Source organism: Rhodococcus sp. P4_C10, assembly GCF_056402135.1.
In genome coordinates this window covers 122,411-141,133 of sequence record NZ_JBFUHZ010000004.1, presented here as the reverse complement: position 1 = coordinate 141,133, position 18,723 = coordinate 122,411, and the positions used below count along the sequence as shown (strand labels likewise).

At 72.2% G+C, this 18,723-nt stretch carries 18 protein-coding genes and 1 rRNA gene; 11 read left to right on the top strand and 8 right to left on the bottom strand.

What is annotated here, in order from left to right; genetic code table 11:
* The 3 genes from rrf to AC1DWC_RS03485 all read left to right on the top strand — a co-directional run.
* A 5S ribosomal RNA gene (gene rrf, locus AC1DWC_RS03495) occupies positions 1 to 113 on the top strand; the annotation flags it as partial.
* Positions 114 to 312: 199 nt separating this feature from the next.
* A complete protein-coding gene (locus AC1DWC_RS03490; protein ID WP_477906182.1) occupies positions 313 to 795 on the top strand; it encodes a MarR family winged helix-turn-helix transcriptional regulator in 483 nt (160 codons plus the stop codon).
* Positions 788 to 2,566 (top strand): AMP-dependent synthetase/ligase, encoded by a 1,779-nt coding sequence (locus AC1DWC_RS03485; protein WP_477906185.1) that lies wholly within the window; start codon positions 788 to 790, stop codon positions 2,564 to 2,566. Before AC1DWC_RS03490 ends, AC1DWC_RS03485 begins: the two co-directional genes overlap by 8 nt.
* A 33-nt stretch (positions 2,567 to 2,599) precedes the next feature.
* Here the strand turns inward: AC1DWC_RS03485 and AC1DWC_RS03480 are convergent, their stop codons facing one another.
* From AC1DWC_RS03480 to AC1DWC_RS03470, 3 genes are all read right to left on the bottom strand, one after another.
* A complete protein-coding gene (locus AC1DWC_RS03480) occupies positions 2,600 to 3,187 on the bottom strand; it encodes a hypothetical protein (protein ID WP_477906181.1) in 588 nt (195 codons plus the stop codon).
* Between the two features lie 137 nt (positions 3,188 to 3,324).
* Positions 3,325 to 4,236, bottom strand: coding sequence for a TIGR03619 family F420-dependent LLM class oxidoreductase (locus AC1DWC_RS03475; RefSeq protein WP_477906180.1), 912 nt, complete (start codon positions 4,234 to 4,236; stop codon positions 3,325 to 3,327).
* Positions 4,237 to 4,256: 20 nt separating this feature from the next.
* Positions 4,257 to 5,072, bottom strand: coding sequence for an SDR family NAD(P)-dependent oxidoreductase (locus AC1DWC_RS03470; RefSeq protein WP_477906179.1), 816 nt, complete (start codon positions 5,070 to 5,072; stop codon positions 4,257 to 4,259).
* A gap of 225 nt (positions 5,073 to 5,297) precedes the next feature.
* Between AC1DWC_RS03470 and AC1DWC_RS03465 the strand changes: the two genes are divergently transcribed.
* On the top strand, positions 5,298 to 6,851 hold the full coding sequence (locus AC1DWC_RS03465) for a carboxylesterase/lipase family protein (RefSeq protein ID WP_477842596.1): 1,554 nt from the start codon (positions 5,298 to 5,300) through the stop codon (positions 6,849 to 6,851).
* A gap of 48 nt (positions 6,852 to 6,899) precedes the next feature.
* A complete protein-coding gene (locus AC1DWC_RS03460) occupies positions 6,900 to 7,334 on the top strand; it encodes a hypothetical protein (RefSeq protein WP_072845769.1) in 435 nt (144 codons plus the stop codon).
* 35 nt (positions 7,335 to 7,369) lie between these two features.
* On the opposite strand, the gene AC1DWC_RS03455 is transcribed toward AC1DWC_RS03460, so the two are convergent.
* From AC1DWC_RS03455 to AC1DWC_RS03440, 4 genes are all read right to left on the bottom strand, one after another.
* The gene (locus tag AC1DWC_RS03455) at positions 7,370 to 8,635 is read right to left on the bottom strand and encodes an MFS transporter (RefSeq protein WP_477906178.1); all 1,266 of its coding nucleotides are present in this window, start codon (positions 8,633 to 8,635) and stop codon (positions 7,370 to 7,372) included.
* Between the two features lie 76 nt (positions 8,636 to 8,711).
* Complete coding sequence (locus AC1DWC_RS03450; RefSeq protein ID WP_477906177.1) at positions 8,712 to 9,008, bottom strand: DUF2470 domain-containing protein; 297 nt, start codon at positions 9,006 to 9,008, stop codon at positions 8,712 to 8,714.
* Between the two features lie 72 nt (positions 9,009 to 9,080).
* Positions 9,081 to 11,573: an FtsX-like permease family protein gene (locus AC1DWC_RS03445; RefSeq protein WP_477906176.1), complete on the bottom strand. Its 2,493-nt coding sequence runs from the start codon at positions 11,571 to 11,573 to the stop codon at positions 9,081 to 9,083.
* On the bottom strand, positions 11,570 to 12,346 hold the full coding sequence (locus AC1DWC_RS03440) for an ABC transporter ATP-binding protein (protein WP_477906175.1): 777 nt from the start codon (positions 12,344 to 12,346) through the stop codon (positions 11,570 to 11,572). Before AC1DWC_RS03440 ends, AC1DWC_RS03445 begins: the two co-directional genes overlap by 4 nt.
* A 110-nt stretch (positions 12,347 to 12,456) precedes the next feature.
* Between AC1DWC_RS03440 and AC1DWC_RS03435 the strand changes: the two genes are divergently transcribed.
* The 3 genes from AC1DWC_RS03435 to AC1DWC_RS03425 are packed head-to-tail and all read left to right on the top strand — an operon-like array spanning position 12,457 to position 14,917.
* Positions 12,457 to 13,707 carry a sensor histidine kinase gene (locus AC1DWC_RS03435; protein WP_477906173.1) on the top strand — a complete coding sequence of 417 codons (1,251 nt, stop codon included), beginning with the start codon at positions 12,457 to 12,459 and terminating at the stop codon, positions 13,705 to 13,707.
* Positions 13,695 to 14,333 carry a LuxR C-terminal-related transcriptional regulator gene (locus tag AC1DWC_RS03430; protein WP_477906171.1) on the top strand — a complete coding sequence of 213 codons (639 nt, stop codon included), beginning with the start codon at positions 13,695 to 13,697 and terminating at the stop codon, positions 14,331 to 14,333. The genes AC1DWC_RS03435 and AC1DWC_RS03430 overlap by 13 nt, the downstream gene beginning before the upstream one ends.
* A 38-nt stretch (positions 14,334 to 14,371) precedes the next feature.
* On the top strand, positions 14,372 to 14,917 hold the full coding sequence (locus tag AC1DWC_RS03425) for a hypothetical protein (RefSeq protein ID WP_477906169.1): 546 nt from the start codon (positions 14,372 to 14,374) through the stop codon (positions 14,915 to 14,917).
* 60 nt (positions 14,918 to 14,977) lie between these two features.
* Here the strand turns inward: AC1DWC_RS03425 and AC1DWC_RS03420 are convergent, their stop codons facing one another.
* On the bottom strand, positions 14,978 to 15,763 hold the full coding sequence (locus AC1DWC_RS03420; RefSeq protein WP_477906167.1) for an enoyl-CoA hydratase/isomerase family protein: 786 nt from the start codon (positions 15,761 to 15,763) through the stop codon (positions 14,978 to 14,980).
* 182 nt (positions 15,764 to 15,945) lie between these two features.
* On the opposite strand from AC1DWC_RS03420, the gene AC1DWC_RS03415 reads away from it, so the two are divergent.
* From AC1DWC_RS03415 to AC1DWC_RS03405, 3 genes are read left to right on the top strand one after another with little or no spacing between them, the layout of a single operon-like run.
* Positions 15,946 to 17,046 (top strand): NrtA/SsuA/CpmA family ABC transporter substrate-binding protein, encoded by a 1,101-nt coding sequence (locus AC1DWC_RS03415; RefSeq protein WP_477906165.1) that lies wholly within the window; start codon positions 15,946 to 15,948, stop codon positions 17,044 to 17,046.
* 1 nt (position 17,047) lies between these two features.
* Positions 17,048 to 17,926 (top strand): ABC transporter permease, encoded by an 879-nt coding sequence (locus tag AC1DWC_RS03410; RefSeq protein WP_477906163.1) that lies wholly within the window; start codon positions 17,048 to 17,050, stop codon positions 17,924 to 17,926.
* Positions 17,923 to 18,720, top strand: coding sequence for an ABC transporter ATP-binding protein (locus AC1DWC_RS03405; RefSeq protein ID WP_477906161.1), 798 nt, complete (start codon positions 17,923 to 17,925; stop codon positions 18,718 to 18,720). Before AC1DWC_RS03410 ends, AC1DWC_RS03405 begins: the two co-directional genes overlap by 4 nt.
* Positions 18,721 to 18,723: the final 3 nt, after the last annotated feature.

Below are 18,723 nucleotides of genomic sequence, written 5' to 3'. Positions count from 1 at the left end.
GCGGCCATAGCGGAGGGGAAACGCCCGGTCCCATTCCGAACCCGGAAGCTAAGCCCTCCAGCGCCGATGGTACTGCACTCGACAGGGTGTGGGAGAGTAGGTCACCGCCGTACATATTTTGCGAATGCCTCGCATCACGACTCCTTTCGGGGGGTTGTGGTGCGGGGCATTTCGCGTTTCCGGGGCCGGATGCGGGCTGTCGGCGGCCCTTCCCGGGGTTCGTCCCGGCGGGTGCACACCCGGCCGACCGGGCGCGACGACTGTGACGGTACGCACGGATACGAACGGTTCCGGTGGCGTTATAGTTGCGTAGTGCAACACGAACCGGCCGGCGCTGTCGCCGCCGTACACGAAGAGCTCGTTCAGCTGGTCCGGCAACTGATGACCGGAGACCGTCCCGACGAGGGGACTCCGACCTTCGCGCAACATTCGGTGCTCGCATACATCGCCCGCAATTCCGGCTGCCGCGCCACCGAGATCGCCGACGCCTTCGGTGTCCACCGTTCGACCGTCTCGCGCCAGGTCAGGGTGTGCGTGGAGTCCGGCTGGGTCCGTTCCGAGTCAGGTCCGATCCGCAACGGACACCCGCTGTGCGTCACCGATGCCGGCGCGAGCGTCCTCGCGGAGGCCGACCGTCTCCGGCGCGCCGAGGTCGACGAGCGCACCCGCTCGTGGTCGGATGACGAGACTGCAGAGTTCGCCCGCATGCTCCACCGGTTCCGCCTCGGCTCGCCCACGGCAAGTCCTACCCCGTCCACACCACCCGAGACCGTCGGAGATGACACCAGTGCGTGAGTACAAGTCCAACGCCACCTTCACCATCGCCGACGACGATGCCATCGTCCGCACGGTCTTCGCCCACGCCGGCAGGGACCCTGAGCTGGTCCTGTTCTCCCGACCGGTCGGCGAGCAGTGGGCGGACGTCACCGCCGCGGAGTTCGAGCGACTGGTCACGGGGGTGGCCAAGGGCCTGATCGCGTACGGCGTCGAGCCCGGCGACCGGGTGCTGCTGCTGTCCGCGACCCGGTTCGAGTGGACGCTGTTCGACTTCGCCATCTGGGCGGCCGGCGCGGCCTCGGTGCCGATCTACGACTCGTCCTCGCCGGAGCAGATCTCCTGGATCGTCGAGGATTCCGGCGCGACGGTCGCGATCGTCGAGACTGCGGCGCACGCAGTCTCTTTCGACGCTCCGGCCGTGCGACTGCTGCAGATCGAGGACGGCGCGGTCGAGGCATTGGTAGCAGCCGGACATGCCGTCGACGACGACGAGGTTCATCGCCGTGTCGACGCAATCCGCGCCGACGACCTGGCGTCGCTGGTGTACACCTCGGGCACCACGGGCAGGCCCAAGGGCTGCGTCCTGACGCACCGGAACTTCCTGTCCGAGGTGCGGGGCATCCTCTCCGCCTCCGTCGGCGAGGTGGCGAAGCCGGGCAACCGGATGCTCACCTTCCTTCCTCTCGCCCACGTGCTGGCCCGCGCGGTGTCGCTGGCAATGTTCGAGGCGGGTGGGGCGCAGGCACACTGGTCGAACTTCGGGACGATCGTCGGCCAGTTCGCCCGGTTCCGTCCGCACACGATTCTCGGCGTGCCCCGCGTGTTCGAGAAGGTGCGCGACGCCGCCGCGCAGTCCGCGGCCGACGGCGGCGCCGTGAAGAAGGCGGTGTTCGCGTTCGCGGAGTCCACCGCGGTGGAGTACAGCGAGGCGCTCGACCAGGGCGGCCCCTCGCTTCTGCTGCGGCTCAAGCACCTGGTCGCGGACCGCCTCGTCTACGCCAAGCTCCGCGCGGTGCTCGGCGGCGAGTGCTGGTGGGCGATCTCCGGCGGCGGCGCCCTGATGCCGCGCCTCGGGCACTTCTACCGCGGCATCGGGGTACCGATCTTCGAGGGCTACGGGCTGACCGAGACCACGGCCGCCCACTGCGTCAACGTGCCGGGTGCCCAGAAGATCGGCAGCGTCGGACAACCGATGGGCGGCAACAGCGTCCGGATCGCGGCCGACGGCGAGATCGAACTGGCCGGCGGCGTCGTGTTCGGCGGCTACTGGCGCAACGAGCTGGCGACCGCCGACGCATTCGACGGCGACTGGCTCCGCACCGGCGACCTGGGCGAGCTCGACGACGACGGCTTCCTCACCATCACCGGACGGAAGAAGGACCTGCTGGTCACGGCCGGCGGCAAGAACGTCTCGCCCGGGCCGCTCGAGGACCGGATGCGCTCGCACGCCCTGGTCTCGCAGGCCGTGGTGGTGGGCGACGCCCGTCCGTTCATCGGTGCGCTGATCACGGTGGACCCGGAGGAGTTCGGCCGCTGGCGTTCCGCGCACGGGAAGGCGGACGGCGAGAGCCTCTCCGACCTGCGGCGGGACCCGGAACTTCTCGCAGACCTGCAGAGGGTCGTCGACGACGCCAATTCCACTGTCTCGCACACGGAGGCGATCAAGAAGTTCGTCGTGCTACCCCGCGACCTCACCGAGGAAGACGGCGACCTCACCGCGACCCTGAAGATCAAGCGCAACGTCGTGTCCGAGCGGTTCGCCGACGACATCGACGGCCTCTACGCCTGACGCGCCGCACGGCGGCCCATCCGCGCGGGTGACCTACCAGAGCCGGAACGCGCTGTCGGACACGGTGAATCCATGGTCCTGACGCTCACACGTGACACCGGTGCGCTCGTCCACCGAGCAGGTGAACCCCTGGATCTTCAGGGTGCTGCCGTAGGGGAGGACACGGGCGGGGCCGTCGAACCGATGGAAGGCGGGATCGCCGAGGTGCACGAATTCGCCGGCGCGGTCTGAGGTCACCCGGACGGCGTTGGGCGCGAGCGGGGTTCCGCCCGCGCCGAGACGGCCCACGTGCGGCGCGTCGGCGGGGAAGGTGCCGTGGCAGCCGGCGACCGGGGTGGCCGCGGTGATGATCGCGCACTCGAACTTGGTCGACGGGCTGGTGAAGTAGTACGTCCCGGTCTGTTCGCCCGCGTAGTCCGCGACCTGCGCCGCAACGGGACTGGTGGTCGGGACCACCGTCGTGGTCGAACGCGGGGCAGCCGACGTGGTGGTCGGGCCGGTGTCGGTGGTGGTGGGAGGGATCGGGATCGGAGGATCTCCGCCGGAGTCGTCGCCGCATGCCGACACCAGCATCGATGCGGCCAGCGCCGCCAGTACCCATCCGGCTCGAGAAACACCCATGGCCGCCATCGTAGGTCCGGCTACCGGTGGGCCTCGAACTGCTTCACCGCCCGCCACAGCGGCGAGCCCGGCGGCAGTGCACCGTACAGACCGCCGGCCGCGCGCCGGGTCCGGTCCAGCAGCACCGGGAACCGGGCCTACCCGAACTCCGCCCGGAACGCGGCGACCAGGTCCGGCAGCACGGCGACGGCGGCGTCGGGGTCGGCGTCCAGGGCCTGCAGCGCGACCACCACGTCGGTGACGCCGAGAGCGATCTGCGCCGCGGCGTTCGCGATCGTCGACGGCAGGTCGATGCCGCCGTCCGGGCTCCGCTCGACGGTCAGGCGCCCACGCACCTGCAGTTCCTCAGGGTCCCGACCGGCCGCGGTGAAGGCGTCGTGCAGCAAACCGATTCCGGCGGCGAGGTCGTCGTTGGTGGCGCCCATGATGGGAATCCAGCCGTCGCCCCAGGTGGTGAGCCGGCGCACCACCGGCTTCGACAGGGTGCCGGACACCCAGACCGGGATGCGCCGGCCGACGGCGGGGCGCGGCGAGCAGTAGGCCTCGGAGAACGAGATGCCCGGGCGGTCGACCGCCGCCGGTGCGCCGTCCCACAGCGCGCGGCAGACGGCGAGGGTGTCGTCGAGGAGCGGACCACGCTTGGCGAAGTCGAGCCCCGCGGCCTCGTACTCCTTTGCCTGCCAGCCGGTCCCGACACCGAGGTCGAGGCGACCGCCGGACAACAGGTCCAGGGTGGCGGCCGTCTTCGCCAGCATCGCACCACCCCGCAGGGCCGCGATGACGATGCCGGTGCCGAGCCGGATCCGGCTGGTCTGGCCGGCCACGAGGGCGAGCACGGTCATCGGCTCGAGCCACGCGGCGTCCGGGTCGGTCGGGAAGGGACCCCACGAGTAGGCGCTGGTGTCCGGGCCCATCACCACGTGGTCCGTGACCAGCAGGCGGTCCACGCCCGCGGCGTCGGCCGCGCGGCACACCGCCAGCAGGTGCTCGAAATCGTCGGTGGCGAGCAGGTTCCCGAAGTTCGGGACGTTCAGGCTGAGCGTGGGCACGACAGTCCTTCCGAGGTGGTTCACGGGTTGAGGGGGCGGTTGGTCCAGCCGCCGGCGGCACGGGGCACCCAGCCGCCGGAGGCGTGGGTGCCGCCGTCGACGTGGATCGTGCTGCCGGTGACGAACCGGGACAGGTCGGAGGCGAGGAACAGGGCCGCGCCGGCCACGTCCTCGGGTTGGCCGGGGCCGCCGAGCGGCGACCAGTTCGGCCACAGCGCGCGCTGCTCGGTCGGTACCAGTTCGTCGTAGGGCACCTGCACCGACTCGATCAGGTCCGGCGCGACGGCGTTGACGCGGATCCCGGCCGGCCCGACCTCGGCGGAGAGCGACCTGGTGAACTGCATGAGCGCGGACTTGTAGGCGGAGTACACGGTGTGCCCGGGCATCGCCCGGTGCGCCTCGACGGTGGTGAGGTTGACGATCGACCCGCCGCCGCGGTCGGTCATCCCCGGCAGCACCGCGTGGGTCAGCCGCAGGGCGTGGCCGAGGTTCACCTCGTGCAGGTCGTGCCACAGGTCGGGGCTGGTCGCCGCGAACGGGTGGGGCGCGCGCAGGTAGTGCCCGACGTTGTTGACGAGGATGTCGGGGCGGTGCGCGACCAGCGGGCCGTGCGCCGACTCGTCCCGCACGTCGCAGCGCACCGACACGAGCGAACCGCCGGCAGCGGCGTCGAAATCGAGGTCGCGGACGGGGTCGACGTCGGCGACCAGCACGTGCGCCCCGTGGGCGGCGAACGACCGGGCCACGGCCGCGCCGATGCCGGCCGCGCCGCCGGTCACGACGGCGCGGCGGCCGACGAGCATGGCGCCTGGACTGAACGCTGCGCGAGATGACATGGGAGTCATTTCACGCTGTCGGCGGCCGGGACTGTGAGGGGAGTCTCGCCCAGCGGGAGGACGGCGTCGGCTGGGGAGGGTTTCCGCTGGTCGGCGGCGTGACGGGAATGTCGGTGCAACCGAGATGTCACCCCGCCTTGGTACGTTGGCGGAGGATCGACAGTGGAGCCAGGCGAAGGACCAGAAAACTTCCCCAGCCACCAGGAGGCGGCCGTGCGGACCGAGCTGGACACGAGCGCGACAGGCGAGCAGACGTTGACCGTCCGGACCCGGGACGGCGACGTCCGCGGCTACGTCGACGGCGGGGTCTACAGCTGGAAGGGCATCCCGTACGCGTCGGCCGGCGCGGCGAGGCGATTCCGGGAGGCACTGGCGCCCGAGCCCTGGGAGGGCGAGCGGGACTGCCGGGAGTTCGGTCCGACCGCGCCGCAGGCCCGGGCGATCCAGGTCCCGATGGAGCCGGGTATCGGAGCCGACGAGGACTGCCTGTCGGTCAACGTGTGGGCGCCGCGCCCGGACGGCACACCGAGGCCGGTGATGGTGTGGATCCACGGCGGTGCCTACTGCGTCGGTGCTTCCTCGCAGCGGCTCTACGACGGTCGTCGACTCGCCGAACTCGGCGACCTGGTGGTGGTCACGCTCAACTACCGGCTCGGGGTGCTCGGCTTCCTCGATCTGTCCTCCTTCTCCGACGGCGACCGCCACTTCGAGACCAACGTCGGGCTGCGCGACCAGGTGGTGGCGCTCGAGTGGGTGCGTGACTGCATCGCCTCGTTCGGTGGGGACCCCGGGAACGTGACGCTGTTCGGGGAGTCCTCGGGCGCCGGTTCGGTCACCACGCTGATGACCTCGCCGCGGGCCGAGGGGCTCTTCCATCGCGCGATCGCGCAGAGCTCGCCGGCCACGTCGGTGTACGGCGCGGACCGGGCGGCGAGCGTCGCGGCCCGGTACCTGGAACTGGTCGGGGTGGACGCGGCGGACGCCGACCGGCTCTTCGAGCTGCCGGTCGAGGACCTGATCGCGGCGGGGGACAAGCTGCTCGGCACGGTCTCGACCTCGGTCCCGGGCACCCTGGCGATGGCACCGGTGGTCGACGGAGACCTGGTGCCGCGGTACCCGGTTTCGGCCTTCCGGAAGGGATTCGCGCACCGGATCCCGCTGATCATCGGCACCAACAAGGACGAGGCGTCGTTGTTCCGTCTGTCCCGGTCACCGATCATGCCGGTGACCTCGGACGCGGTGAACCAGATGTTCACCGCGATCGCCGCGGACCATCCGAACCTGCCCGCGATCCGGGTGGCCGACATCATCTCGGCATACCCGGACTGGTCGAAAACCAGTGGTGTGCTGGCGGTCTCGCGGGACGCGGCCTTCCGGATGCCGTGCCTGTGGATCGCGGACGCGCACAGCCGGCACTCGCCGACCTGGGTGTACCGCTTCGACCAGGCCACCCCGATGCTCCGCGCCGCACGGGTCGGCGCCACTCACGCGACCGAATTGCCGTACGTGTTCGGCACGTTCGGCGCCTTCGCCCCGGACCCGACGTTCTGGCTGGGCGGACGGAAGGTCGCGCTGGAGGTGTCCGGGCGGGTGCAGCGGCGGTGGCTGGCGTTCGCGCGGTACGGCGTGCCGGCGGCGCTGGACGCCTCCAAGCACTGGGCGCCCTACCGCGAGGAGGACCGGGCCACCCTGCTGATCGACAAGACCGACACCCTGGCCAGTGATCCGGACCGGGGGCTGCGCGAGGCGTGGGGCGAGCGGGTGATGGCGTTCCGCTGACCTCGCCGGACGGGGTCGCCGCTCGCCAGGTGAAGTAGCGTCGTACACATGAGCAAGATGGACGAGGTCGGCGAACGCGAGTCGTGGCGCTGCTGGTTGTGTGACGAGCCGGTGGATCCGGACATGTCGGTCAACGACCCACGGGGCCCGAGCATCGACAGCATCAACACGGCAAAGAAGGGCAAGGGCGGCCCGGAGCGCCTGGCGCATCGCGCCTGCAACACCAAGAAGGGCGCGGTGAAGCCCGTGGTGCCCTGGTCGGACGCGTTGTTCGTGATCGATCCGGCGCCGATCATCGGCGTGGTCGAGCAGCTCACCCGCAAGCCGGGTCGGGTGGCCGTGGCCCGCTGCCCCTCGAAGTCCGACGCGCAGGACGCCTCCGACTGGCTGCTCGACCGGCTCTCGCGGCTGGCGCCGGAGCTGACGCTCGAGACGAAGATCGAGCCGGGCGGCGGCGGGTTCCTGCTGGTCGTCAGCCGCTGACCCGAACCCGTCGGCCGCGGCCGGACGCCGGCGCCTCACTCTCGGTACGAATGGGCCACCTCGGATTCGACGACCTTCGCGTCGAGTTCGCGCAGCGCGGGCAGGCCGAAGCAGACCGCCGCGATCCCCACCACCGGGACGGCGAGCACGAAGAACGTGGTGCGGATGCCGACCGAGTCGATCAGCGGGCCCGCCAGCAGGTAGCCGAGCGGTCCGGCCGCGTACGCCGTCGAGGTCATCACGCCGACCACCCGGCCGCGCATGTGCTCGGGGCTGCGGGTCTGCATGGCGTAGTTCGCGATCGGCCCGACGGGGCCGAACACCAGCCCGACCATCAGCGCCAGGGTGAGCAGCACCCACAACGGGGGCAGGAACGCCATGCCGACCATGCACAGTCCCAGCGCGGTGACGGCCAGCAGCATCAGCGTGCGCCGGCGGACGTGCGCGGCGAGCGCTCCGTAGGCGAGTGCGCCGATCACGCCGCCGACGGCCATCGCCATCAGCACCCAGCCGAGTTGGGCGGGTTGGTCGAGTTCGGTGAAGTACGCGGGGAACAGCACGCTCTCGACCGGCATGTACAGCGCGACGACGGCCATGTCGACCACGGCGAGGGTGCGTAGCAACCTGTTGTGCCAGACGAACTTCAGCCCGTCGAGGGTCCCGGTCCACATCGACTCCGGCCGGGTCTCGCGGTCGGGCTTCCCGGCGCCGTCGAGGCGCAGGAACGCGATGGTGACGATCGACGCGAGGAAGCAGGCCGCGGTCACCCACAGGGTGTTCACGGCGCCGACCGTCGCGATCAGCACGCCGCCCACGCCGGGGCCGATCAGGTACGCGACGTTGTAGTTCGCCTCGTACAGGCTGTTCGCCCGGTCCAGCGACCAGCGGGCCTCCTTGGTCGCGGCGGGGAGCATGGACTCGCGGGCCGCGATGCCGGCCGGGTCGAAGGTCGCGCCGAGCGCTGCCAGGGCCGCGAGCACCGGCACCGACAGGCCCGCGGTCGCCGCCATCAGCGGGATCAGCGACACCGAGACCGCGGACAGGAAGTCGGAGACCAGCGAGGTGCGACGGCGGCCGAACCGGTCCACCACGGTCCCGGAGAACAGGCTCGACAGCAGCAGCGGCAGGGTGGCCGCGCCCGCGACGATCGCGGCGTCGGTGGCCCGGCCGGTGCGCTCGAGCACCAGCCACGGCAACGCGACGATGGTGATGCCGTTGCCGGTCGCCGACAGCAGCGTCGCCAGGTTGATCAGGGCCAGCGGACCGAATCGGCGGGCGGCGGTGGCCGTCGTCGCAGTCATGTCGGGGTTCCTTCAGGACGGGGGAGACATGACCCGACGCTAGCGGTCCCGCCGCGGCCGCGCGACCGACTTTTCGTCAGTGCGTATCGGGCTGCACGCCGAGCCGTTCGCACGCCGCCTGGTAGAGCGCGACCACCTCCGTGCGGATCGAGCCGCGATCGGTGACCGGACCCAGCCACGGCACCCGCACCGTGGTCTCGACGCCGTCCACCTCGGCCGCCCACTCGCCGGCCTCGGTGTCCAGTCCGGTCATCCGGGCCGCGGTCGCGGACGGCTCGCCGAAGGCGCGCACGATGAGCAGGTTGTCGGCGGTGTGGTCGCCGTTCATGTGGCCGGTGACGGCGGCGATGACGGAGTCGTCGAAGGAGGTCATGGTCGGAGCCTAGGTCGGTGCGGGCCGCGGAACCGCACCGACCTCGCCTGCTACAGCCGCACAGACCCTGGCTCAGCCGTGCCGGCGCAGCGCTGTGCGGGTCGGGACCGCGATTGCGACCAGCCCCAGCAGGACGGTGATGCCGACGATGGCGGCGTAGACGGCGGGGGAGACCGCCGGCACCGGCTGCCCCGACACCCCGATGCTGACGCCGACCAGCGGCGGCACCGCGATCGCGGTGCCGACCACCGACGCGATCGCGGTCACCATCACGGCCTCGGTGCGCATCATCGCCCGCACCTGCCGCCGGCTCGACCCGACCATGCGCAGCAGCGCGAACTCGCGGCCGCGTTCGGCCGTCGCCATGACCAGCGTGTTGACCACCGCGACCGCCAGGTACGCCAGCAGCACCGACAGCGCGATCAGGCTGGTCCAGGACTGCGCGTCGCGCTCGGCCGCACCGGCGGCGCCCAGCCCGTCCCGGTCGGTGGTGACGAATCCCGCCGCGGTCAGCGCCGCGTCCGCCTCGGACTGCCGGCCCGCTTCGGTGCGGACGAGCACGTAGTCGTCGAGGCCGTCGGTGGTGTGGGCGCGGACCGTCTCGTTCGGCAGCGTGACGTCGCCGAAGCCGAGGCCGCGCCCGTAGGTGGCGACCAGCGTCGGCGCGATCGGGGTGCCGTCGCCGAGGCGCAGCGGAACCGCGTCGCCCACCCGCGCGCCCGCCGACTGCGCGGCATCCACGCTCAGCGCCACCGTGTCCGGGCCCGTGAGGGCCGCGATGTCACCGCTGACCACCTCGAGGTCCATCGTCGACGGAGTCGACGCCGGGTCGACGCCCTGCACCGCGTACGGCAGGGTGCTGGCGGTGTCGCCCTCCTGGCGGGTGAAGTACGCCTGGCTGCGGGCCACCGGATTCGCCGCCCGCACCCCGGGTGTCCGGGCGATCGCGTCGACGGAGTCGGGCGACAGGCCGGCGGCCCCGCCGGTGACCATGAGGTCCGCGGTGACGCCCTCCCTCGACTGGACGCCGGCCTCCGCCGCCACCGTGCTCTGGACGAAGATCTGCACAGACCCGATCGCGATCGCCAGGGCGAGCGGGGTGATCGCGGAGGCGAGGCGCCGGGCATTGCCGCGGGTGTTCGCGGCCGCCAGGAACAGGGCCGGCGAGCCCGAACGGCGCAGCGGACCGCCGAGCACGGCGATCGCGCCGGTGACCAGCCGCGGTCCGAGCAGCGCCACCGAGATCATCAGCAGCACAGCCGAACTCCCGGCGCCGGCCAGGGCCGCCTCGCCCGGCACCACTGCGGGCAGCAGCGAGACGGTGAGCCCGGCGGCGGCGAGCGCGAGTCCGGTGACCACCCGTCCGCGACCGAGGCCGGCCGGGGTCACCGACGCCTCCTGCAGGGCCTCGACCGGGTTGATCCGGGCCGGCCTTCGCGCCGCGACGGCTGCGGCCACGCGTGCGGTCGCGACGCTGAGCACCACCGCCGCGAGCGTCGGCAGCGGGCTGAAGGCCAGGGCGAAGTCGGCCGGCAGGATTCCCGCGCCGGCGAACCGCGCCCGCAGCCACGCGGCGAGCAGGAACCCGGGGAGGGCGCCCGCCGCGGCGGCGGCGACCGCGACCAGCATCACCTCGCGGCCGACCAGTCGGTGGATCTGCCCCGGCGTCGCACCGACCGCCCGCAGCAGCGCGAACTCCCGCCGGCGCTGCTGGATGGACAGCGACAGGGTGCTCGCCACCACGAACATCGCGATCAGCACCGCGGTGCCGGCGAAGGAGGCGCCGATCATCGCCAGTTCCGTTCGTGCGCCGCCGGAGTCGAGGAACTCGGCGTCCCCGCGTGCCCGCCCGGTGTACACGTCCACCTCGGGCAGGTGTTGGCGGATCGTGTCGGCCAGGGCCGCCGCCGAGATGCCGTCACGGCCGGTCACCCCGACGGCCGCGACCCGGTCGGGGTGCGGCGAGAGCGCGGCGGCCCGCTGGTCGGTGAGGAAGACGTGCGCGGCACGGTCGGGGCTCGTTCCCGCGCTGGCCGCCGCGACACCGACCACCGTGTAGTCGGCGGTGATCCCGCCGTGCGCCAACGGAACCCGGTCGCCGACCCGGGCCGGCTGGGCGTCGTCGACGACGACCTCGCGCGGGCCCTCCGGCGCCCGACCGTCACGAATCTCGTACGGCGTCAACGCCGCCGAGCTCCAACCGTGGGCCTCGACCGGCCGGCCGGACCAGGTCAGCGGGACCGTGACGTCGGCGACGGCCCGCGCCACCCCGGGGATCGCGGCCAGGTCCGCGGCGGTGCCCGCCGCCAGCGGCGCCCGTTCCGCGAACGGCTGGTCGACGTCCTCCCTGACGTCGAGGCTCTGCCGGCCGCCGACGACGACGTCGGCGCCCGCGTACCGCTGCGGCTCGACACCGCCGCGGATCCCGGACTCGATCAGCACCCCCAACCCGGTCACCAGCAGGGCCGCGAAGAACACGGCGACGAACATGCCGGCGAACCCGCCGCGATGGCGCCGAATGTTCGCCCCGGCCAGCGTCGTCACCGACGACCTCCGCACGGTCACCACTCCCCGAGGTGGGTCATGTGGTCGGCGACCTGCTGCGCGCTCGGGCGGTCGAGGTGACCGACGAAGGCGCCGTCGGCGAGGAAGAGCACCCGGTCCGCGTGGGACGCGGCGACCGGGTCGTGGGTCACCATCACCACGGTCTGGTCGAGTTCGCGGGCGGTGCGGCCCAACAGTTCCAGTACCTGCCTGCCGGTCCGCGAGTCCAGCGCACCGGTCGGCTCGTCGGCGAAGACGGCGTCCGGCCGGGTCACCAGCGCGCGGGCGATGGCGACCCGCTGCTGCTGACCGCCGGACAGTTCCGCTGGTCGTCGCCCGCGGAAGTCGGCGAGACCGACGGCACCGACCACGAAGTCGAGCCAGCCGTGGTCGGCCTCCCGGCCGGCGAGGAGCAGCGGCAGGGTGATGTTCTGCTCCACCGACAGTGCGGGCAGCAGGTTGTAGGCCTGGAACACGAAGCCGACGTGATCGCGCCGGAACACGGTCAGGGCCTTTGGCTTCAGCCGGGAGATGTCGGTGTCGCCGAGCCACACCGACCCGGTGGTCGGCCGGTCGAGGCCGGCCGCGCAGTGCAGGAAGGTGCTCTTGCCGGAGCCGGACGGACCCATGACCGCGGTGAAGGCGCCGCGGGGCAGGGCGAGGCTCACCCCGCGCAGCGCGGTGACGGCCGCGGCACCGGCGCCGTACTTCTTGGTGACGCCGTCGAGGCGGATGGCGGTGGGCGGGCCCGGCACGGGACGCGCCGCGGCGGTCGGCATGGCTTGTGTCATCATGGGCACCAACGCTATTGGCGGCGTGGGCGGGTCTCGATCCGGCGGACTACCGGATCGATGGTGTAGCTGGCTGTACCGACACGGCCGAGCTGGTGCGGCATGCTGGGGCCATGACTACGAGCGCACGACTGCGGCAGTGGGGGCGCGCGCTCGCCTACCTGGTGGTCGAGGGCGTCGCCGGGACGGTGTCGCTGCTGATGCTGATCGCCGGGCTGGTGCTGACGCCGTTCCTGCTGCTCGGACCCGGCTGGTTGGTCGCCCCGACGGCGGTGCGGGCGCTGCGCGGGTGGACGGCGCTGGCCCGACGCAGGGCGGGACGGTTCGCTGGGGAGCCGGTGGGCGAGCCGTACCCGCCGATCCCGGCCGACCCGACGTTCGAGGACCTGCGACGACTGGTCAGTGCGCCGTCGACGCTGCGGGACGCGGGCTGGGTGGCCGTGCACGCACTGGCAGCGCCGGCCGCGGCGCTGCTCGCCGTCGGGCTCCCGGCCGGCGCGCTGAACTCCCTGCTCGTCCCCGCGTACTGGCAGGCGATGCCGGCGGACGAGCCGGTGAGCAACCTGTACCCGGTGACCTCGTGGTGGGGCGCGGCGGGGATGCCGCTGATCGGCCTCGGGTACGCCGCGCTCGCGCTGTGGCTGGTGCCGGCGATGGCGCGCGGGATGTGCGCGGTGACGCTGCGACTGCTGGCCCCGACCCGGGAGTCTCAGCTGGCGCAGCGGGTGAGCGCGCTGACCGCGAGCCGCGCCGCGGCCCTCGACGCGCACGCCGCGGAGCTGCGACGGATCGAGCGGGACCTGCACGACGGCGCGCAGAACAAGCTGGTGGGGGTGGTGATGCTGCTCGGCATCGCGGAACGGTCCCTGACCACGGACCCGGAACAGGCGCTGCCGCAACTGCGCCGGGCGCAGGACGCCGCCACCGATGCACTCGCCGGGCTGCGCACCCTGGTCCACGACATCTACCCGCCGATCCTCGACGAGCTCGGTCTCGACGGCGCGCTGTCGGCGCTGGCCGGCCGGTGCCCGGTGCCGTGCGCACTCGACGTCGACGGCCTGCGCCGGGCACCCGCGGCGGTGGAGTCGGCCGCGTACTTCGTGGCGGCGGAGGGGCTGACGAACGTCGCCAAGCACAGCGGGGCGGGCACGGTCACCCTCACCGCGACCACCGACGTCGGCCTTTCCGGAGAGGTGCTGCGGATCGTGGTGGCCGACGACGGCGGCGGCGGCGCCACCGCGCGTGCGGGCGGCGGGCTGGCCGGGATCCGGCGTCGGGCAGAGTCTTTCGAGGGAAACGTGGAACTGGTGAGCCCCGACGGTGGGCCGACGACGTTGGAAGTGGAGTTGCCGTGCGGATCGTGATCGCGGAGGACGACGCGCTGCTGCGGGAGGGCCTCGCCCTGCTGCTGCGCAGTGAGGGATTCGATGTCGTTGCGGCGGTGGACAATGCGGACGGCTTCCTCGAGGTGCTGGACTCGGTGGACGCTGCGGTGCTCGACGTGCGGATGCCGCCGACGTTCACCAACGAGGGGCTGCGGGCGGCGGCGGAGGCCCGGCGGCGTCGACCGGGGTTCCCGGTCCTGGTGCTCTCCGCGTACGTCGAGGACCGGTACGCCGGCGGGCTGCTCGCGGACGGCGCCCACGGCCTGGGCTACCTGCTCAAGGAGCGGGTCGGCAAGGTTGCGGAGTTCGTCGATGCCCTGCGGCGCGTCGCGGACGGTGGCACCGTGATGGACCCCGAGGTGATCTCGCAGCTGATGAGCCGGCGCCGCGCCGACGACCCGATCCGCTCGCTCACCCGGCGCGAGTCCGAGGTGCTCGGACTGATGGCGGAGGGCCTGGACAACACCACCATCGCAGCAAGGCTGGTGGTCAGCGAGACCGCGGTGAGCAAGCACATCGGAAACATCTTCGCCAAGCTCGGGCTGTCCGCGGCCGACAGCGGGCACCGCCGGGTGCTCGCGGTGCTGGCTTACCTGCGGGGGTAGCCGTACGGTCGGGTGGTCGTCCCGAACGAGGGAGTGCCATGTCCGATCATCGAGGCCTGCCCGGCGTCGTATCCGATGCCGGCGTCGAGCGCCAGAGCGGCGTCAGGAAGACCCGGTGGGACCGGCTGCGCCACGAGTGGCACCACCGGCTCGACCCCAGCGAGCAGTCGGCGGTCATCTCCTGGGCCGCCTTCACCGCGACGTTCGGGTCGGTGCGGGTGCTGACCCACTGGATCCGCGCCGGGCACGGGCCGGCCGGGGGCGGAATCAGCCTGGGCGGACGACACTTCCACCACTACAACATCGGCATCGCGCTGCTCGGCGCGGTCGGCGCGGTGGCCACCCGCGGCTCAGAGAAGGACCGGCGGCACCCGGCGGTGGCGATCGCCTACGGCTCGGGCGGCGCACTGATCGTCGACGAGCTGGCGCTGCTGCTCGACCTCGAGGACGTGTACTGGGCCAAGGAGGGCCGCACCAGCGTTGACGCCGCCGTCGCGGTGATCGCGGCAGGGGCGACATTCTTTGCCGGACTGCCGTTCTGGCCGTCCGCAGGGAAGGTGCTGGGCGCGCCGGTCGACCGGTGAGGCCGGGGTCGGTCAGGCCCGGTTCGAGGCCGCCGAGGACCTGGCCTGACGCCGGGCCCGTCACCAGCCGGCGGGCAGTGCCGTGAAGTCCGGCGCCCGGCCCTCGGCGAAGGCGGTGAGCGCCTCGAGATTGGCGGGTCCACCCATGAGTTCGCGGAAGCACTCGTTCTCCCGTTCGCGGGCCGCGTCGATCTCGGCGCGCAGCGGCGCGGTCATGGTCCGCTTGACCGCGATCAGGCTCGAAATCGGCTTGGCCGCCAGCACTTCGGCGTGCTTCCGGGCCTCCGGAAGGAGGTCGTCGGGCTCACAGACCCGCCACACCAGGCCCATCTCCTTGGCCTGCGCCGCGTCGATCCACTCCGAGGACATCAACACCCACGCCGCGTTCTGCCTGCCGATCAGGGTGGGCAGCAGGTAGCTCGACGCGGCCTCGGGCGCCACGCCCAGCCCGGTGAACGGGCACTTGAGCCGCGCATCGCTCGACATGAACGCCAGGTCCGCGAACCCGAGGACGGTTGCGCCGATGCCCAGGCCGATGCCGTTGACCGCGCAGATCAGCGGCTTGGGGAACTCCACCAGGGCGTCGAGCAGTCCGGGGAACCCGTGCTTGCCGGGTTTGAAGTCCGGATCGGTTGTACGTGCGTGCATCTCGCGAAGGTCGGTGCCGGCGCTGAACGCCCGGCCGTTGCCGGTCAGCAGCACCACCGCTACGTCGGGGTCGGCGGCCGCGTCGAGCAGCGCCTCGGTGGTGGCGTCGTAGAGGGCCTCGTCGAAGGAGTTGAGCGCGTCGGGGCGGTCGAGGGTCAGGGTCCGGACACGCTTGTCGTCCGCAATGAGGAGGCTCATGTCAGCATGCTAGAACGCGTGTCAGTTTCTCGGAAGGGTTCGGCGGGCGGGCTGCGGCCGAAGCGTCCCCGCCTGATCTGTCAACCCTTCCAACCAGCGGAAAACTATAGCTAGCCAGCGGGGACTGCGGATCCTAGTTTTTGGGGCACTGAACGACACGCCTTCGAACAGGAGCCCCGTAGATGTCCCGCACCCGCCGACTGCCCCGAGCGCGCGCCGCGCTCGCGATCCTTCCCGTCGTCGCGTTGGTTGCCGCGTGCGGTTCGGGCAGTGACGACGCCGCCGCAGCGGCCGCACCCGGCGCCGAGCCGACCTTCGTCCTCAAGGTCACCGACCCCGGCAACGCCGGCCCGCTCGCGGTCGGCAAGCGCGACGGCACCTTCGACACGGCGCTGGCCCCGCTCGGCGCCAGGATCGAGTGGGTCAAGGCGCCGCCGGCGTTCAGTGCGAACCTCAAGCTCTTCAACGCGGGCCAGCTCGACGTCTCGGGCGGCGCCTACAGCCCGGTCGTCGGCGCGCTCTCCAAGGACGTCGCCGTGCGGATCATCGCGGTGGCCGACCCGGTCGACCAGGACCAGAGCGGCATCATCACCTCTCCCGGCGCGGGGGTGAAGGAGGTCAAGGACCTCGTCGGCAAGCGCATCGCGGTCAACCCCGCGGGCAAGGGCGAGTACATCACCCTCAAGGCGTTGCGGCAGGCCAACATTCCGCTCGACCAGGTCGAGCGGGTGCCGCTGCAGCCGTCGGACGCGGCGTCGGCGTTCTCCACCGGCCAGGTCGACGCGTGGGCCTCGTTCAACGACCCGTACCAGGAGGCGAAGGCCCGCGGCGGCGTCGAGATCGCGACCGAGGCGACTATCGACTCCAAGGACAACACCATCGTCGCCTTCCGCACCGCGGTGCTCGACGAGCGTCCCGACGTCGCGGCGAAGTACCTCGAGACGCTGCGGACCCTCACCGAGGGACAGCGCCGCAACCCCGAGGACTACCAGAACGTCTTCGAGAAGGCCGGCCCGCGGGCCCTGTCCGGCGACCGGCTGGCCCGGGCGGTCGACCTCGGGCGCCGGGCGTCGGTGCCGCACTACCCGACCGCGGACGACGCGGCGGACCTGCAGGAGGTCGCGGACCTGTTCTTCCAGAACGGGGTGACCACCCGCGCGCTCACCGCGAACGATGTCTTCTACCCGTTGCAGGACAAGCTCGCCCAGAGCCCGTCCGCGCCGAAGACGTCCGCGCCGGAGCCGTCCGCGCAGAACCAGTCCGCCCCCACCAAGGGGAACTGACATGGCCACCCTGACCGCGCCCCGCGCGCAGGGCGGGACCACGGCCTCCGGTCGCGGCGCCGCCGCCGGGCAGCTCGAGCTGGAGGAGCCGCGCTACCGGGTCGGCCGCAGTCGGCCGCGCTGGGTGTCGATCCCGCTGCGTTTCCTGGTCCCGGCGCTGATCGTCGCCGTCTGGTGGATCGGCTCGGCGACCGGCGCCGTGCCGGAGGAGATCCTGGCCGGACCGCCGAAGGTGTGGTCCGCCTTCACCGAGCTGTACCAGACCGGGCAACTGGTGGACTTCTCGATCGCGTCGTTCAAGCGTGCGGCCGTCGGTGTGTTGTTCGGCGTGGTGATCGGGCTGGTGCTCGGTGTGCTGGCCGGGCTGTCCAGCCTCGGTGAGGAGATCGTCGACTCCACCATGCAGATCAACCGGGCCATCCCGTTCCTGGCGCTGGTGCCGTTGTTCATCGCCTGGTTCGGCATCGACGAGACCTTCAAGGTGCTGCTCATCGCGGTGGCCACCGTCGGGCCGATGTACGCCTACACCTACCTCGGGGTCCGCAACGTGGACCGCAAGATGGTCGAGGCCGCACAGAGTTTCGGGCTGCGCGGCTGGCGGCTGGTGGTCGGCGCGATCCTGCCCGCCGCGTTGCCGGGGGTGCTGATGGCGCTGCGGATCTGCCTGTCCATCTCCATCACCGGGCTCATCGCCGCCGAGCAGGTCGGCACCCGCGAGGGCATCGGCTACCTGGTGACGCTGGCGCAGGAGTACAACCGCACCGACTACATGGTGCTGTGCGTGGTGCTCTACGCGGTGCTCGGGCTGATCTTCGACGCCGTCGTGCGGGTCATCGAGAAGTACGCGATGCCGTGGCGCGGACAGGTGGCGGTCCGGTGAGCACCGACACGCCCCTGCCGCCGTTGGCGATCCGCGAGCGCACCGCGACCGCGGCCAGCGCCCGCCGGGCCGGCGAGCCCGTCGCCGTGTCCCTGCGCGGGGTCCGCAAGGCCTTCGGCGACAAGACCGTCCTCGACGGCGTCGACCTGGAGATCCACCGCGGCGAGTTCGTGGTGCTGCTCGGGCCCAGCGGCACCGGCAAGACCACCCTGCTGCGGCTGCTCACCGGACTCGAAAGGCCCGACGCCGGAAAGATTCTGGTCCCCGGGCAGCGCACCACCGTCTACCAGGAACCGCGGCTGATCCCGTCCAAGCGGGTGCTGGCCAACGTCACCGTCGGCCAGCGGCGGACCGCCGAGAACCGGGCCCGCGCGGTACGGGCGCTGGCCGAGGTGAACCTCGAGACCAAGGCCAGGCAGTGGCCGGCCACCCTCTCCGGCGGCGAGGCCCAGCGGGTCGCGCTGGCCAGGGCGCTGGTCCGGGAGCCGGAACTGCTGCTGCTCGACGAGCCGTTCGCCGCGCTCGACGCCCTGACCCGGTTGCAGATGCAGGACCTGGTCGGCGACCTGGTGGCCCGGCACCGGCCCGCGGTGCTGCTGGTCACCCACGACGTCGACGAGGCCGTGCGCCTGGCCGACCGGGTGCTGATCCTCAACGAGGGCCGGTTCGCCGTCGACGTGGACATCGACCTGGCCCGGCCCCGTGACCGCACCGATCCCGAGTCGCTGCGTTACCGCGCCGCGTTTCTCGCCGAACTCGGAGTCGGCCGCGCCGCCTCCACCGAAACCACCTAGGAG